General features: G+C 70.9%; 13 protein-coding genes. 6 read left to right on the forward strand and 7 right to left on the reverse strand.

Annotated features, from left to right (window positions below):
• Positions 1–6 precede the first annotated feature (6 nt).
• The 6 genes from ccsB to hemL all read right to left on the reverse strand — a co-directional run bounded on the left by ccsB (position 7) and on the right by hemL (position 6,402).
• Entirely contained in the window at positions 7–1,125 is a 1,119-nt protein-coding gene (ccsB, locus tag AC3AGO_RS15870) for a c-type cytochrome biogenesis protein CcsB (RefSeq protein WP_487820852.1), read from the reverse strand.
• On the reverse strand, positions 1,122–2,939 hold the full coding sequence (gene resB, locus AC3AGO_RS15875) for a cytochrome c biogenesis protein ResB (RefSeq protein WP_487820853.1): 1,818 nt from the start codon (positions 2,937–2,939) through the stop codon (positions 1,122–1,124). Before resB ends, ccsB begins: the two co-directional genes overlap by 4 nt.
• A gap of 2 nt (positions 2,940–2,941) precedes the next feature.
• Positions 2,942–3,715 carry a cytochrome c biogenesis CcdA family protein gene (locus tag AC3AGO_RS15880; protein ID WP_487820854.1) on the reverse strand — a complete coding sequence of 258 codons (774 nt, stop codon included), beginning with the start codon at positions 3,713–3,715 and terminating at the stop codon, positions 2,942–2,944.
• On the reverse strand, positions 3,715–4,320 hold the full coding sequence (locus AC3AGO_RS15885; RefSeq protein WP_487820855.1) for a TlpA family protein disulfide reductase: 606 nt from the start codon (positions 4,318–4,320) through the stop codon (positions 3,715–3,717). Before AC3AGO_RS15885 ends, AC3AGO_RS15880 begins: the two co-directional genes overlap by 1 nt.
• Positions 4,321–4,387: 67 nt before the next feature.
• Positions 4,388–5,086, reverse strand: a complete 699-nt coding sequence (locus AC3AGO_RS15890) for a histidine phosphatase family protein (protein WP_487820856.1) — start codon at positions 5,084–5,086, stop codon at positions 4,388–4,390.
• Positions 5,083–6,402: a glutamate-1-semialdehyde 2,1-aminomutase gene (gene hemL / locus AC3AGO_RS15895; protein ID WP_487820857.1), complete on the reverse strand. Its 1,320-nt coding sequence runs from the start codon at positions 6,400–6,402 to the stop codon at positions 5,083–5,085. The genes AC3AGO_RS15890 and hemL overlap by 4 nt, the downstream gene beginning before the upstream one ends.
• Positions 6,403–6,518: 116 nt before the next feature.
• Between hemL and AC3AGO_RS15900 the strand changes: the two genes are divergently transcribed.
• From AC3AGO_RS15900 to AC3AGO_RS15925, 6 genes are all read left to right on the forward strand, one after another.
• Positions 6,519–7,079 carry a hypothetical protein gene (locus tag AC3AGO_RS15900; RefSeq protein ID WP_487824677.1) on the forward strand — a complete coding sequence of 187 codons (561 nt, stop codon included), beginning with the start codon at positions 6,519–6,521 and terminating at the stop codon, positions 7,077–7,079.
• A 306-nt stretch (positions 7,080–7,385) separates the two neighbouring features.
• The gene (locus tag AC3AGO_RS15905) at positions 7,386–8,675 is read left to right on the forward strand and encodes a lipase family protein (protein WP_487820858.1); all 1,290 of its coding nucleotides are present in this window, start codon (positions 7,386–7,388) and stop codon (positions 8,673–8,675) included.
• A gap of 129 nt (positions 8,676–8,804) precedes the next feature.
• Positions 8,805–10,265 (forward strand): FAD-dependent monooxygenase, encoded by a 1,461-nt coding sequence (locus AC3AGO_RS15910; RefSeq protein WP_487820859.1) that lies wholly within the window; start codon positions 8,805–8,807, stop codon positions 10,263–10,265.
• 302 nt (positions 10,266–10,567) lie between these two features.
• A complete protein-coding gene (locus AC3AGO_RS15915; protein ID WP_487820860.1) occupies positions 10,568–11,587 on the forward strand; it encodes a hypothetical protein in 1,020 nt (339 codons plus the stop codon).
• Positions 11,588–11,811: 224 nt separating this feature from the next.
• Positions 11,812–12,456 carry a DUF3558 family protein gene (locus tag AC3AGO_RS15920; RefSeq protein ID WP_487820861.1) on the forward strand — a complete coding sequence of 215 codons (645 nt, stop codon included), beginning with the start codon at positions 11,812–11,814 and terminating at the stop codon, positions 12,454–12,456.
• Between the two features lie 83 nt (positions 12,457–12,539).
• Entirely contained in the window at positions 12,540–13,895 is a 1,356-nt protein-coding gene (locus AC3AGO_RS15925; RefSeq protein ID WP_487820862.1) for a DUF2637 domain-containing protein, read from the forward strand.
• Between the two features lie 254 nt (positions 13,896–14,149).
• On the opposite strand, the gene lysS is transcribed toward AC3AGO_RS15925, so the two are convergent.
• Positions 14,150–15,880 carry a lysine--tRNA ligase gene (gene lysS / locus AC3AGO_RS15930; protein ID WP_487820863.1) on the reverse strand — a complete coding sequence of 577 codons (1,731 nt, stop codon included), beginning with the start codon at positions 15,878–15,880 and terminating at the stop codon, positions 14,150–14,152.
• Between the last annotated feature and the right edge of the window lie 91 nt (positions 15,881–15,971).

Raw genomic sequence — 15,971 nt, forward strand, 5'->3', positions numbered from 1 at the left:
CAACGGTCAGACGCCGGCGTAGGAGTGCTTGCCGTTGAAGAAGATGTTCACGCCGTAGTAGTTGAAGAGGAAGCACGCGAAGGCGACGAGCACGAGGATCGCGGCCTTGCGGCCCTTCCAGCCGGCGGTCGCGCGGGCGTGCAGGTAGCAGGCGTACGCGATCCAGGTGATGAACGACCAGACCTCCTTGGGGTCCCAGCCCCAGTAGCGGCCCCACGCGTCGCCGGCCCAGATGGCGCCCGCGACGATGGTGAAGGTCCAGAAGGGGAAGACCGCGGCGTTGATCCGGTACGCGAACTTGTCGAGCGAGGCCGCCGAGGGCAGCCGCTCCAGCACCGAGGTGGCGAACTTGCCCGGCTGGTCGCCGCGCAGCAGCTTCGCCTCGTACGGGTCGCGGAAGAGGTAGAGGACCGTGGCGACGAAGCCGATGTAGAAGAGCGCGCCGCAGATGATGGCGAGCGAGACGTGGATCCACAGCCAGTACGACTTGAGCGCCGGGACCAGCTGGTCGGACGCCGTGTAGAGCACGGTGACGGCGAGGCCGAGGTCCAGCAGGACCGTGGTGACGAGCGGCAGCCCCATCCAGCGGACGTTCTTCTTCGCGATCAGGAAGATGAGGTACGCGGCGACCGCGACCATCGAGAAGGCCGTGGAGAACTCGTACATGTTGCCCCAGGGGGCACGCTGCACCGCGAGCGCGCGGCCGACCACGCCGCCCGCGTGGAACAGGAACGCCAGCACGGTCAGCGAGATCGCGATCCGCCCGTACAGATCGCCCTGTTCGTCGCCGGCCGCGGCGCCGGGGCCGTCCGGCAGGTCGCCTCGGCGGCCCGCCGAGGAGCGGGTGACTACCTTGGGCGTGGTCTTCTCCAGCACCGAAGTGCCGCCCCCGCTGCCCGACTTGACCGTCACCTTCGGCTGTCCGGGCACGCTCGCGGAGTCCTCCGCGCCGTCCTTGTCCCCGGTCAGCGCCATGGCGGTGCGGGCCACCTTGCTGCGGCTGCCGAAGGTCCACTCGGCGATGTACGCCAGGAAGGCCAGCGTGTAGACCGCCATCGAGGAATAGACCAGATAGAGGCTGATCTGGGCGAGGCCCTCGTTGGTCTGTGCGGCGAGGAATGTCACTTGGCTGCTCCTTCAGGAGATTCAGCAGAATCGGCGGAGGCGGAGGCGCCGCTCTCGTCTGATGCGGCCCCGTCCGACGCGGCGTCGTCCGCCACGGCGGGCGCGTCCGTCTGCATGTCGGCGGCGAGCGTGCCGAGCTCCTCGGGGAGCTTCGCCGACTCGCTGCGGCCCAGTCCGGCCAGTTCCACGACCGTACGGCCGTCCGGGCCCGGCACGGCGCGCACCCAGACGCGGCGGCGCTGGATGAACAGCGAACCGGCGAGGCCGCCGATCGCGCCGAGCGCTCCCGCCAGGGCCCAGCCGTTGCCGACCTGGTGGACGATCTGGAACTGACCCCATTGTTTGACGCCCTCGAACTTGAGGGAGCCGGCCCCGTTCGGCAGTTTCAGGGACTGGCCGGGCTGGACCTTCTCGGCGACCGGCTGTCCGTTCTTCTTCTTGAACTGCTTCAGCTCGTCGGTGTTCAGCTGGTACACGTTCTGCGCCGCGCCGTAGTCCAGGCCGAGGTCGCCGTGGTACGCGGTGAGGAACATCACCGGGTTCTTCAGCGCCGGCGACTGGGACATCATCGAGCCGGAGCCGGTCCCGCCGAACGTCGGCACGAAGAAGCCCTGGAATCCCAGCTGGTCGCGGCGGTTCTTGGCGTCCCGGTAGTCGGTGACCTTCACGACGCCGGACGAGGTGAGGTTCTTGTCCTGCGGCAGGAAGGCGACCGGACCGCGGTAGGCGACGTGGCCCTGGCCGTCCTTGACGGAGACGACCGGCGCGAAGCCGTTGCCCTGGAGGAAGACCTTGGTGTCGCCGACCTTCAGCGGATGGTTCGGCTGGATCTTCCCCTTCTGCTGCTTGCCGTCCGCGCCCTCCCAGTAGTCGACCGCGGCGGTGTAGTCCTTGGCGGTGCCCTTGTTCGGGCCGTCCTCCCAGTACGTGGCGCTGAAGTCCTTCATGGTGAACCCGAAGGAGTCCAGGTCCTCGGAGCTGAAGAGCGAGCCGGACTTGAAGTCGTCGTACTGGGTGAGGGTGTTGGAGAACCCGTCGCCGGACACGATCAGTTTGCCGCCGTCGGACTTCCACAGCTGCCCGGCGGCGAACGCCAGCAGCAGCACGATCAGCGCGATGTGGAACAGCAGATTGCCGGCCTCGCGCAGATAGCCCTTCTCGGAGGCGACGGCGTCCCCGTCGGTGGTGACCCGGAAGCGCTTCTTGCGCAGCAGCCCGCGCGCCGCGCCGAGCACCTTCTCGGGCTCCGCCTCGGTGTGCCAGGTCGCGTACGCCGGCATCCGGTCGAGCCGCTTGGGCGCCCGCGGCGGCCTGCTGCGCAGCTGGCCGACGAACTGCCAGGTGCGCGGCACGATGCAGCCGGCCAGCGAGATGAACAGCAGGATGTAGATCGCGGAGAACCACACCGACGTATAGACGTCGAACAGCTGCAGCTTGTCGTAGATGGGCGCGAGGACGTCGTGCTTCTTGTGGAAGTCCTCGACCTTCACCTTGTCGACGTTGGTCTGCGGGATGACCGAGCCGGGGATCGCGCCGAGCGACAGCAGGAGCAGCAGAAGCAACGCGACGCGCATGGACGTGAGCTGACGCCAGATCCACCGGAACCAGCCGGTCACCTCGCGCAGCCACCAGCCGATCCCGCCCTTGAGGCCGGGCCTGCGGACCCCGCCGAACGAGCCCGCGCGCACCGTGCCGTCCTCGACGGGCGCGGTCGACAGCTGCGCCCCGGCGGCGCCGAGTTCGCTCTCGTCGGCGGGCTGGCCGTCGGCCGTACGGTCGTCGGTCCCGGGCGGGCCGGCGCCTGTTGTGCTCATTACTAAATCCCCACGGTGAAGTCGGACGACCAGACCTGCAGGTCGTACACGATCCGGTCCCAGATCCCCGTTACGAGAAGAATGCCGACGACGACGAGCATCCCGCCGCCGATCCGCATCACCCACGCGTAGTGCTTCTTGACCCAGCCGAACGCGCCGAGCGCACGGCGGAAGGCGAGGGCCGCCACGACGAACGGCACTCCGAGGCCCACGCAGTACGCCACCGTCAGCAGCGCGCCGCGTCCCGCGCTCGCCTGGTTGAAGGCGAGGCTCTGCACGGCGGCGAGCGTCGGGCCGATGCACGGCGTCCAGCCGATGCCGAACAGCACGCCGAGCATCGGCGCGCCGGCGAGCCCGACGGCGGGTCTGCGGTGGATGCGGAACTCGCGGGAGGTGAGCCGGGACAGCATCCCGAACGTCCCCATGAACGCGAGGCCGAGCACGATCGTCAGCGCGCCCAGCACCTGGGAGATGGTCTCCTTGTGCGCCTGCAGCGTGGCGCCGAATCCGCCGAACAGCGCGCCGCCGGAGACGAAGACGGCGGTGAAGCCGAGGACGAAGAGGCCGGCGCCGGCGAACATCCGGCCGCGCTTCGCCTCCGCGAGATCGGTGCCGGAGACGCCGGTGACGTAGCTGAGGTAGCCGGGCACCAGCGGCAGCACGCACGGCGAGAAGAAGGAGACCAGCCCGCCGAGCACCGCGATGGGCAGGGCGAGCAGCAGCGCGCCGGAGAGAACTGTCTGGTTGACTCCGGCGGCGGCGAGGTCCGTGCTCACTACTTCTTCTCCGCGATCACCGGATTGAGCGCGTCGCGCAGTTCCTTCTCGCCGAGTTCCTTCAGCGCGCGCACGGCGATCTTGCCGTGCCGGTCCAGGATCAGCGTGGAGGGGATGGCCTGCGGCGAGAGGCTGTTGCGGGGGAACTTCAGGATCAGCTTGCCGCTGGGGTCGTAGAAGCTCGGGTAGTCGATGCCGTAATTGCGCTCGAACGACTTGGCGTTGGCCTTGTCCAGGTCACGGGTGTTGATGCCGACGAACTGGACGTCCTTGTCCTTGGTGTCCTTCGCGACCTTGGCGAGGTTGGGTGCCTCGGCGCGGCAGGGCGAGCACCAGGAGCCCCAGACGTTCAGCACGGTGACCTTGCCCTTGAAGTCGGAGAGCTTCAAGTCGCCGCCGTTGACGTCCTGTCCGGAGATGTCCGGGGCGGCCTGCCGTTTGCCGTCGGCGACCTTGGTGATCTCGCCGGTGCCCTGGACGAACTTGGTGTCGCCCGAGGACGCTCCGGTCTCGCCCTTGCCGCAGCCGGCCAGCACGAGCGAGCCGGCCGCGGCCCCGGCGATCAGCAGGGCGGCGCGGCGGCGGAAGGCGCGGGTCTGGCTCATGTGAAAAGTTTCGCATGGGCCTTCGGGTGATCTTCCGCGCCCCCCTCGCCGTTCGTCCGGTTCCTGCTCAGGCCCCGAACCCCTTGCTCAGCAGGTGTGCGGGTACGAGGTCGCGGGCCGGTTCCGTATAGCCCACGGACACGATCCGGTCGCCGAGGTAGGTGAAGCGGGTCAGCGACGCGAGGGTGCACTGGCGGCGGCGCGGGTCGTGCCACAGCCGGCGGTTCTCGACGTAGCTGCGCAGGATCCAGATGGGCAACTGGTGGCTCACCAGCACCGCCTCGTGTCCGCGTGCCGCGTCCCGGGCCGCGTCGAGCGCCCCCGTCATGCGGACGACCTGCTGGACGTACGGCTCGCCCCAGGACGGCTTGAACGGGTTGAACAGGTGCCGCCAGTTGCCCGGGCGGCGCAGCGCGCCGTCGCCGACGCCGAAGGTCTTGCCCTGGAAGACGTTGCCGGCCTCGATGAGCCGCTCGTCGGTGGCGAGGTCCAGGCCGTGCGCCTTGGCGATCGGTGCGGCGGTCTCCTGGGCGCGCTCCAGCGGGGAGGCGCCGACGTGGACGACGTCCCGGTCGGCGAGGTGTTCCGCGACCCGGTCGGCCATGCGCCGGCCGAGGTCGGAGAGGTGGTAGCCGGGGAGCCTGCCGTAGAGGATGCCCTCCGGGTTCTCGACCTCGCCGTGCCGCATGACGTGCACGACGGTGACCGTCTTGTCTCTCGCCCCGTCGCGGCCGTGCTGTGCCGCGTTGCCCGGCAGGTTCGTCATGCGGTGGCCTCCGCCGCTGCGCGGGACGCGGCGGGCAGCGCCGCGGCGATCCGTTCGATGGCGCGCTCGTCGTGGGCCGTGGACACGAACCACGACTCGAACGCGGACGGCGGGAGGTAGATGCCCGCTTCCAGCATGGAGCGGAAGAAGGCGGTGAAGCGGAACGTCTCCTGCGCGCTCGCGCCCGCGAAGTCCGTGACCGGGGTGTCGGTGAAGAACACCGAGAACATGTTGCCCGCGACCTGGAGTTGGTGGGCGACGCCCTCCTTGGCCAGCGCGTCGGTGACCAGCGAGCGCAGCTGCGCGGAGACGGCGTCGACCTTCTCGTACGCGGCCTCGTCGAGCAGCCGCAGCTGCGCCACGCCCGCCGCGGTGGCGACGGGGTTACCGGAGAGGGTGCCGGCCTGGTAGACGGGGCCGACCGGGGCGAGGTGGTTCATCACGTCGCGGCGGCCGCCGAAGGCCGCCGCGGGGAAGCCGCCGCCCATGACCTTGCCGAAGGTCATCAAGTCCGGGGTGACGCCGTCGATTCCGTACCAGCCGGTGCGGCTGACGCGGAAGCCGGTCATGACCTCGTCGGAGACGTACAGCGCGCCGTTGTCGGTGCACAGGTCGCGCAGGCCCTGGTTGAAGCCGGGCAGCGGCGGGACGATGCCCATGTTGCCGGGGGACGCCTCGGTGATGACGCAGGCGATCTCGCCCGGGTTCGCGGCGAACGCCGCGCGCACGGCGTCGAGGTCGTTGTACGGCAGGACGATCGTGTCGCCGGCCGCGGCGCCGGTGACTCCGGGGGTGTCGGGCAGGCCGAAGGTGGCGACACCGGAACCCGCGGAAGCCAGCAGCGCGTCGACGTGGCCGTGGTAGCAGCCCGCGAACTTGATGACCTTCGCGCGTCCGGTGTAGCCGCGGGCCAGCCGGACCGCGGACATGGTCGCCTCCGTACCGGAGGAGACGAGGCGGACCTGCTCGACCGGGGCGATCCGGGCGACGATCTCCTCGGCGAGGGCGACCTCGTCCACGCCGGGCGTGCCGAAGGAGGTGCCGCGGCTGACGGCCTCCTGTACGGCGGAGATCACCTCGGGATGCGAGTGGCCGAGGATCATCGGCCCCCACGAGCAGACCAGGTCGACATACTCCCTGCCGTCTGCGTCGGTGAGGTACGGACCGGTGCCGGACACCATGAACCGGGGCGTACCGCCCACGGCTCGGAAGGCACGGACGGGCGAGTTCACGCCGCCCGGCGTCACGGCGGCAGCCCGCTCGAAGAGCGACTGCGATACTGGGGCATCGTCGTACGAGTAAGTCACGCGATCCATGGTGTCAGAGCCTCACCCGGTTCAACGGCCGGGCGTTTCGCGGCCCGTGAGACGGGGAGGTCTCTGAGACGATGATCGGGTTGCGCGGCGGTGGCCGCGAGTGGTCGGGTGGTGACATGCAGCGCGGTGGCGGACTGGGTGAGGGGACCGGCGAGCCGTCAGACGCGGGCGCCGAGCGCGCGAGGGGACGCCACCGGCGAGACGCAGGGACAACTGGGAGCAGCAAGGGTGGCGGCCGAGTGGGGGTGACCTACAAATACTTCGGCGCACCGGACGGCGCGACAGCGGCGCGGGTGCCGATCTCGATGCGCCCCGAGGAGCTCGGCGGTGACGAGCTGGGCCAGGGCGGCATGTTCACCAAGATCAAGCCCGAGACCATGGCCGCGATGGTGCTCACCGGCATCGAGGGCATACCCCTCTACCGCGTTCCCCCTCTCGAACTCGTCGTGCTGCACCCCGACTACGCCGTGGTGAAGCTCCCGATGACGGTCGTCGATCCGCTGCGCGGCATCGGCGAGGAGTCGGTGGGCGCCGCGGCGTTCATCTGGTCCACGGTCCCGGACCGTGCGGGCCCCCAGGACGCCTTCAACGTGTACCAACTGCTGCACGAGTGGCGGGACTTCTCCGACCGTCTGCACATGGCGGGCCACCAGCCCTACTGTCTGGTGTGGCCCTGATCCCGTAGTGGCGGGCACGGCCCGTACCACCGCCGACGCGGCCCGGAGGCTCACGGAGCCCCGGGCCTTTTTGCGTGCCCGTTCCGTGCGCGGGGGCGGAGTGTTCGTCCCCGGGGGACGAACTGCCCCTCGTTGACTGTCAGTCCAATAACTATCGGCCCCCTGTAGCCGTCCGTAGCGTCGCCGCCGTCATCAGCCACGGCACCGCTCGCGAAGGGATGAGCATTGGTGAGGGCGAGAAACACGCACAGGAGAGGGCTGTCCAGAGGCCGCAGAGGGCTGTTCAGGGGCCGGAGGGGACTGGCCGTGACCGCCGCGGCGGCGCTGCTCGGCGCCGGCCTCGGCACCACGGCCGTCACGGCGGGTGCCGAGGAGGGCGGCGGCGCGGGCGGCAACGGCGCCCGGAGCGGGGCGGGTTGCACGGCCTCGGACGGCCGGATCTACAGCCCGCCGCCGTCCGTGCCCGGTACGCCCGGCGCGGTCCTCTCCTGCCGGGAGACGCGGCTGCCGCACGTCCCGGGCAACATCCCCATGACGGCGTGGAAGGTCCAGTACGCGTCGGAGGACAACCGCGGCGAGCCCGTCGCGGTGTCCGGCACCGTGGCCGTCCCCAAGAAGGCCTGGAACGGGCCCGGTTCACGTCCGCTCGTCGCCTTCCACCCCGGCACGCTCGGGCTGGGACCGCAGTGCGCGTTCTCGAAGCAGCTCGCGGGGAAGTACCAGGACGAGTACGAGGGCGACAACATCGCGGCCTCCCTCAAGGCCGGCTACGCCGTCGCCGCGACCGACGGCGCGGGCTACCTGGACGGGCGGACCCACCCGTACGTCTCCGGCGCCGACGCCGCGCACGCGCTGCTCGACATCGCCCGCGCGGCGCCGAATGTGCCCGGCAGCGGCATCGGCAGGAAGACCAGGGTCGGTCTGTGGGGCTACTCGGAGGGCGGCGCGGCGAGCCTCTGGGCGGCACAGAAGGCGAAGTCGTACGCGCCAGAGGTGAACATCGTCGGCGACGCGTCCGGCGGCGTGCCCGGCGACCTGAAGACGGTCGCGAAGGCCCTCAACGGGAGCCCGTTCGCGGGCTTCCTGGGCGACGCGCTCATCGGCCTGTCGGCCGCGCACCCCGACATGCCCTTCGGCCAACTCCTCAACAAGAAGGGCAAGGAGGCGCAGCAGAAGCTCAAGTCGGTCTGTCTGGCCGGGACTCTGGCGAGCGTCCCCGGCGAGAAGATCGAGAACCTCAACACCGAGGGCTACGGGCTCGACGAGCTGTACCGCCTGAAGGGGACGAGCGGGAAGACCTGGGGCGAGGTCGTCGACGAGCAGAAACTCGGCGCCGGCGTGGGCCCGGAGGGCTCGGGCGCCCGGCACGAGATCGGCTTCCCCGTCCTGCAGTACCGCGGCGCCGCCGACGAGGTGATCCCCACCGAGGCGGAGGACGCGACGCGCAAGGCGTACTGCGACGCGAAGGTCCCCACCACGTGGAAGGTGTACCCCGGCGAACACCTGACCACCGACCGCCTGGCCGTGGACGACGCGGTCACATGGCTGGGCGACCGCTTCACGGGCAAACCGGCGAAGGACGACTGCGCCTCATGACGGCGGGCGGGGCGGGGTCTCCCGGAGCACACCGCCCCGCCCCCGCACAGCGCTGGCGCACCCACACCCGGCAAGCCAACAATCGTTGGGCACCGCGCACTTCGCCGACTCCCAACGGAAGGCACCCCCATGGCGCCCCGTCACACCAGTCCGCACACTCTCGTCGTCGGTGCAGGGCCAACTGGCCTGCTGCTCGCGGGAGATCTCGCCGAGGCCGGCCACTCCGTGACCCTCCTGGAGCGCCGCGACGACACCACGAGCAACCTCTCCCGCGCCCTCGTCGTCCACGCCCGCACTCTGGAGACGCTGGACGCCCGCGGCCTCGCCGACGATCTGCTGAAGACCGGCAACCGCATAGAGGAACTCCGCCTGTTCGGCCACGCCACGCTCGATCCGACACAGCTGCGCACCCGCTTCCCGTACGTGCTCATCACTCCGCAGTACGAGGTGGAGCGGCTGCTGGAGCGGCGTGCGCGCGATGCGGGCGTCGACTTCCGGTACGGCACCGGGCTGACCGGACTGCGGCAGGACGCGGACGGCGTCGAGGCGTACGTACGGCACACGGACGGCTCCGAGGAAACGCTCCGTGCCGCGTACCTCGTCGGCACGGACGGGGTGCACAGCACCGTGCGGGACGCGCTCAACCTGCCGTTCCCCGGCAAGTCCGTGCTGCGGTCCATCGTGCTCGCCGACGTACGGCTCGCCCGCGCGCCCGAGTCCCCGTTCACCGTCAACGCCGGGGGTGACGCGTTCGCCCTCATCGGCGGGTTCGGCGACGGCTACCACCGCGTGATGGGCTGGGCCCGCGAACGGCAGCTGCCCGACAGCGCGCCCGCGGACCTGGAGGAGGTGCGGGACTTCACGCGCCGCGCGCTCGGCGACGACTACGGCATGCACGACGCGCGCTGGATCTCTCGCTTCCACAGCGACGAACGGCAGGCCCCCGCGTACCGCATCGGCCGGGTGTTCCTCGCGGGCGACGCCGCCCATGTGCACTCCCCCGCGGGCGGCATGGGCATGAACACCGGGCTGCAGGACGCCGCCAACCTCGGCTGGAAGCTGACCTCCGTGCTCGCCGGCCGCTCCCCCGCCGCGCTCCTCGACACGTACGAGAGCGAGCGCCACCCCGTCGGCACGATGGTGCTGCGCGCCAGCGGCGGCATCCTCCGGCTCGCGCTGCTGAACCGCCCCGGCGCCCCGGCCCTGCGCACCGCCGTGTCCGAACTGGTCAACAGGGCCCGCCCGGTGGCCTCCCGCGCCATCCGGATGATCTCCGGCATCGGCATCGCGTACCCCGCCCCGCCCGGCACCCACCCGCTCACCGGCAAGCGCGCCCCCGACCTGGCGCTGGACGGCGGGGGCCGGCTGTACGAGGCGCTGCGCGACGGCCACTTCGTGCTGGTCACCCCGGCGGGCGCGCCCGCGCCACCGCACAACGCGGCGGTACGCCACGCCGAGCTGCGCAAGGACAGCCGGCACACGCTCCTCGTCCGGCCGGACGGCTACATCGCCTGGGCCTCCACCGACCCGCGGCCCGACCGCGCGGAGCTGGAACGGGCACTCGCGGACTGGACGGGCCCCGCCGCGTAGCTCCCGGACGGACCCGGCCGTTCCGGCAGGGCTGTCATCATGTACGCCCCGCGCGGCAACAGGCCCCGCGCGGGGCGCTCCGGACGGGGCGTCAGGTCCGTGCGGCCGTTTCCGCGGGGCACCTCGCCCTCTCGACGGACATCGCGCAACAATCCACTCAGCACTCAACGAAGAGTGGCGAGACGGACATTGCACCACATCGGCACCGCCCGACCGGACGGCCGCCCCGTGTGTGCGGTAGACATTGTGTTTCCGCCGCCCCTGGCGGCACCACGTTTCCGACCGAGCCGGAGGGCAAGGCAGTGCAGCGGAGGCCCAGGACGTACGCCATCAGCGCCGCGCTGGCCATCACCCTGACGGGCGGGCTGGCGGGATGCACCGGCTCCTCCGGCGGTGACACGGGCGAGGACACCAAGCCGGGCTCCACCGGCAGCTCCGCGTCCCCGGCCGCCCCCGGCAAGTACGACTCGCTTCCCGAGCCGTGCAGCGCGGTGAACCCGGGCACCCTCAAGAAGCTGCTGCCCGGCGCGGATTCCTCCGACAGCGGCACCGGCAGCGGCGAGCAGGGCACCTCCCCGTACGAGGGCAAGGCGAAGGTGACCTACGACACCGACCGCCGCGTCGGCTGCGGCTGGAAGGGCGCGACGACGCTCGGCACCCGCCATCTGACGGTCGACATGGAACGGGTGGTCTCGTACGACCCGTCCGTCAGCGACGACGAGCAGGCCGAGCTGCTGTACGACGAGCGGGCCGGCCAGGCGGAGATCCCCTCGTCCGGCTCGCCCTCGGCGGACGAGAGCTCGCCCGGTGCGGAGAGCGGCAGCCCCTCCCCGAGCGACGCCCCGAGCGGCGCCGGCGCGCAGAAGCAGAGCACACAGGACCAGAACGCGCAGAGTCAGAACGCGCAGGGCCAGAACGCGCAGAAGCAGGGCGCGCAGCAGCAGAACGCGCAGGGCGACCGGCGCGCGCAGGCCGCGGCCCCGTCCTCCTCCGCCTCGCCTTCTGACGGCGCGTCACCGTCGGACTCGCCCTCGGACTCCCCGTCCGACGGGGCCTCCCCCTCCGCTTCCCCGAGCGACGACCTGTCGCCCCGCATGCTCGACGGCGTCGGGGACAGTGCGTACATCAACGACCAATTGGACACCCGACACTCGGGCGTCCACCGTGACATCACTCTCGTCTTCCGCTCCTCCAACGTCATCGCCACGGTGACGTACGACCAGTGGACGACGGACAAGCGGCGCCTTCCCGACAGCGCGGAACTGCAGGGCAAGGCCAGGACAGTGGCTCAGGAGCTGGCCGCGCACTTCGACGAGGAGTGACGCGCACAGACGGACGAACCGGACGGAAACCGAGTGTGGCTGATGCCACGAATCGCCCACACCGGGCCATCGGCCGCGTACCGTTTCCCTCTGCAGTACTCCGTCCCCACGGTGTGCACACCAGCACACAAGAGCCACACACCATTCCTGGAAGCGAAGGACCCATGCACCGACAATCCCCGCGAAACGCCCCGCGAGTCGCTCGGACGCTCGCCTGTGCGGCAGTGGCGCTCCCCGTGCTGCTCGTCGCCGGCTGCTCCTCGGATTCCGGCGGCGGCGAGGAGGCGGCCTCTCCCTCGGCCTCCAAGAGCGCGTCGCCGAGCGCGGCTCCCGTGAAGTTCAAGACGCTGCCGGACTCCTGCAAGACCCTGTCCAAGGGCACCGTCAAGGACCTGGTGCCGGGGACGGACAACCAGTCCGGCAAGCGCATCGGCACCGGTGACACCACCGACTCCGGCACCTGCCTGTGGAGCGGCCTGGACAAGTACGACTACCGGCAGCTGACTGTCTCGCTCAAGCGCTTCGACTCCGACACCACGCGCGGCTCCGGCGACGCGCAGGCGAAGGCGTTCCTGAAGCAGCAGACCGAAGAGGTCAAGAGCGACAAGGCCAACAAGGGCGTCAAGTCGTCCGCGGTGTCCGGCATCGGCGACGAGGGGACGCTGCTGAGCTACGACGCCAAGAAGAAGGACAACAAGGGCAACTCCGAGGACTACCACGAGGAGTACGTCCTGGCCCGGTCCGCCAACGTGATCGTCTCTGTCGACTACGAGGGCGCCGGCTTCGAGGACGCGAAGACCCCCAGCTCCGGCGACCTGAAGAAGGGCGCGGAGAAGGCGGCCAAGGAGGCCGTGAAGTCCCTGAAGTGACGCCGCGCCGGCCCCTCGTGGCCACCGCGGACCCCCCACGCTGAACGAGGCTCCGAGCGCCCGCGCGCTCGGAGCCTCGTCGCATGTGCCAGTCTGGGTCGCTGCCGGATACCGAGGGGTGGGGGCAACAACCTGTGCAGCCCGTACAGCTGACTCGTACACACCGCATACTCGTCGGCGTCGTCGTCGGCGGCGCCCTGGTGATCGCCGCGATCGGCTTCGCCGGTTCGTACGCGGCGGTCCGCGATCTCGCCGAACGGAAGGGATTCGGGGCCTTCTCCCCGTTCTTCCCCATCGGCATCGACGCGGGCATCGTCGTCCTGCTCGCACTGGATCTGCTGCTCACCTGGATCCGCATCCCGTTCCCGCTGCTGCGCCAGACCGCGTGGCTGCTGACGGCCGCGACCATCGCCTTCAACGGCGCCGCCGCGTGGCCCGATCCGCTCGGCGTCGGCATGCACGCCGTCATCCCCGTGCTGTTCGTCGTCGCCGTCGAGGCGGCCCGGCACGCCGTCGGCCGCATCGCCGACATCACCGCGGACAAGCACATGGAGGGCGTCCGCATCTCGCGCTGGCTGCTCGCCTTCCCCTCCACGTTCCGGCTGTGGCGGCGCATGAAGCTGTGGGAACTGCGCAGCTACGACGAGGTCATCCGGATGGAACAGGACCGGCTCGTGTACGAGGCGCGGCTGCGCGCCCGGTACGGACGCAACTGGCGGCGGCGCGCGCCCGTCGAGTCGACGATGCCGCTGAAGCTCGCCCGCTACGGCATCCCCCTCACCGAGACCGGCCCCTCCGGCCTGGAGGCCGCGGGCCTCGCGCCGCTCCCCTCACACGGAGCCGCCGTACGAGCGGGGCAGGCCGGGCCCGCCCCTGACCCGGCCCCGGGCCCGTACGCACAGCAGCCCGAACTGGCGGCGCCCGCACAGGAGTCGGCGGCCGTGAGGGCTCCGGTGGTGGAGCCCGCCCCGCAGCCCTCCCACGGCCCCGTTCCCGAACCCGCCCCGGAACACCAGCAGGCGGCGGCGCAACCGGACCGGATGGCCGAGCCGCAGGACTCCGACCCCTCCCGCGTCACCGTCCCGGTCGGCCCCAACCGGCGCCGCTCGCTGGGCACGGCGGGCGCGCCCGTACCGCACCAGCGCGAAGCGGAACCGGGCCCCGGGCCCGAACCGGAACCCGAACCCGAGCCCGTCGTGGACGACACCCCGGTCGGCATCCCGGACGACATACCGTTCGAGGAGTTCTACTACACGGCCTACCGCCAGTACGCGGCGTCGCAGGGCGACTTCCCCACGGCGCGCCAGCTCTCCCGCATGCTGCACGACGCCCACGGGGTGACCCGCGCGGACGGCTCCCTCCTCAGCGAGGCCTACCTGCTCCCCCACATAAGAGAGTTCAAGACCCGCTACACCACAGACATGGGCCTAACCGGCTAACCACCGAGGTGTGGGCACGCGGTCCGCCCAAGGGGCGGCTGCGTCGGATATGCGGCTCCGCCGCGCGGGGCGGACACACCACCGAGGTGTGGGCAGCTGGTCCGCCCAAGGGGCGGAACGGGTGGGCACACCGGACCGCACCCGCGCAGGGCACGCACCCCGCACCCAACGCCCGCCCCGCCAGGGGCAAAAGGAAAAGGCCCGGCCCCAAGGGCCGGGCCAAAACGCGGAGGCACGCCCCGCCAGGGGCACCGTCAGCCGCCGAGCAGCTTCCGCACCCGCGACAGCCCCACGGCCAGAAGCAGCGTGGGCAGCCGCGGCCCCGTGTCCCCACCGACGAGCAGCTTGTAGAGCAGCGCGAAGAACGCCCGCTGCGCCACCTTGAGTTCGGGCGTCGGCTTCGCGTCCGGGTCCAGCCCGGCGCGGATCTTCGGCACGCCGTACACGAGCTGCGTCAGCCCGTCCAGCGACCAGTGGTCGTCGAGCCCGTCGAGCAGCATCCGCAGGGACTCGCGCTGCTCGTCGTCCAGGGAGCCGAGCAGTTCCGTGTCCGGCTCGGAAAGCACCCGGGTCCGGGATTCCTCCGGCACCTGCGTGTTGACCCAGCGCTCGGCCCGGTCGAGCCGCGGCCGTACCTCGCCGAGCGAGTGCACCGGGTTCGCCGGGTCGAACTCGCCGAGGATCCGCAGCGTCTGCTCGTCGTTCCCGGCGGTGACGTCGACGACCGAGGCGAGCGTCCGGTACGGCAGCGGGCGCGGAGTCGACGTGAGCGGGCCCGCCGCGGTCGTCGAGGCGCGCAGGTGCGCGGCGACGTCCGCCGGCTGCGCCTTGCCCTCGGCGATCTTCCGCTCCAGCGCGTCCCACTCGTCGTAGGTGCGCTGGATCTCCTGGTCGAAGGCGACCTTGAAGGACTGGTTGGGCTTGCGCCGCGCGTACAGCCAGCGCAGCAGCGGCGCCTCCATGATCTGCAGCGCGTCGGCCGGGGTCGGCACGCCGCCCTTCGAGGAGGACATCTTCGCCATGCCGCTGATGCCGACGAACGCGTACATCGGGCCGATCGGCTGCTGGCCGCCGAAGATCTCCTTCACGAGCTGACCGCCGACGACGAACGACGAACCCGGCGACTGGTGATCGACACCGCTCGGCTCGAAGACGACGCCCTCGTACGCCCAGCGCATCGGCCAGTCGACCTTCCACACGAGCTTGCCGTGGTTGAACTCGTTGAGCAGCACGGTCTCCGAGTGGCCGCACTGGCAGGTGTAGGCGAGTTCGGTCGTCGTGTCGTCGTAGCTGACGACGGTCGTCACGTCGCGGCCGCAGACGGTGCAGTACGGCTTGTACGGGTAGTACGTGCCGCCGCCCGCGCCGGAGCCGTCGTCCTCACCGGCCGCGCCGGAGCCCTCGGCGGCCTCCAGCTCGGCCTCGTCGGCCGGCTTCTGCTGCTGCTTCTTCGGCTTCGGCTTGTCCTTGGTGCGGTAGCGGTCCAGCACCGCGTCGATCGCCTCGCGTTCGCGCATCGCGAAGAGGATCTGCTCGCGGTAGACGCCCGAGGTGTACTGCGCGGTCTGGCTGATCCCCCGGTATTCCACGCCCAGTTCGTCCAGCGAGGCCTCCATCGCGGCACGGAAGTGCGCGGCCCAGCTGTCGTACGGGCTGCCCTCCGGCGCGGGCACGGAGGTCAGCGGCTTCCCGATGTGCGCGTTCCACGACTCGTCGACGCCCTGCACGCCGGCCGGCACCTTGCGGAACCGGTCGTAGTCGTCCCAGGAGAGGATGTGCTCGCACGGCACACCGCGGCGCTTGATCTCGTCCGCCACCAGGTGCGGCACCATCACCTCGCGGAGGTTGCCGAGGTGGATGGGGCCCGAGGGCGACAGACCCGACGCGCAGACGACAGTTTTGCCGGGGGCGCGACGCTCCGCCTCGGCGATGACCTCATCGGCGATTCGGGAGACCCAGTCGGCCTCTTGAGTGGTCTGAGCCACGTCCGGCACTTCCTTCTCGTCTGCGCTTGCAAGCCTTGCGGCGCCCATTCTCCCACCGCGGGGGGCGAGGTCTGCGCATGGGATACTCGGG

Source organism: Streptomyces sp. BL1, assembly GCF_057628045.1.

Excerpts from the sequence above, each read along its gene's own strand:
- resB (WP_487820853.1), bottom strand. The coding sequence starts at position 2,939 with ATGAGCACAACAGGCGCCGGCCCGCCCGGGACCGACGACCGTACGGCC.
- AC3AGO_RS15885 (WP_487820855.1), bottom strand. The coding sequence starts at position 4,320 with ATGAGCCAGACCCGCGCCTTCCGCCGCCGCGCCGCCCTGCTGATCGCC.
- AC3AGO_RS15890 (WP_487820856.1), bottom strand. The coding sequence starts at position 5,086 with ATGACGAACCTGCCGGGCAACGCGGCACAGCACGGCCGCGACGGGGCG.
- hemL (WP_487820857.1), bottom strand. The coding sequence starts at position 6,402 with ATGGATCGCGTGACTTACTCGTACGACGATGCCCCAGTATCGCAGTCG.
- AC3AGO_RS15900 (WP_487824677.1), top strand. The coding sequence starts at position 6,519 with ATGCAGCGCGGTGGCGGACTGGGTGAGGGGACCGGCGAGCCGTCAGAC.
- AC3AGO_RS15910 (WP_487820859.1), top strand. The coding sequence starts at position 8,805 with ATGGCGCCCCGTCACACCAGTCCGCACACTCTCGTCGTCGGTGCAGGG.
- AC3AGO_RS15925 (WP_487820862.1), top strand. The coding sequence starts at position 12,540 with ATGTGCCAGTCTGGGTCGCTGCCGGATACCGAGGGGTGGGGGCAACAA.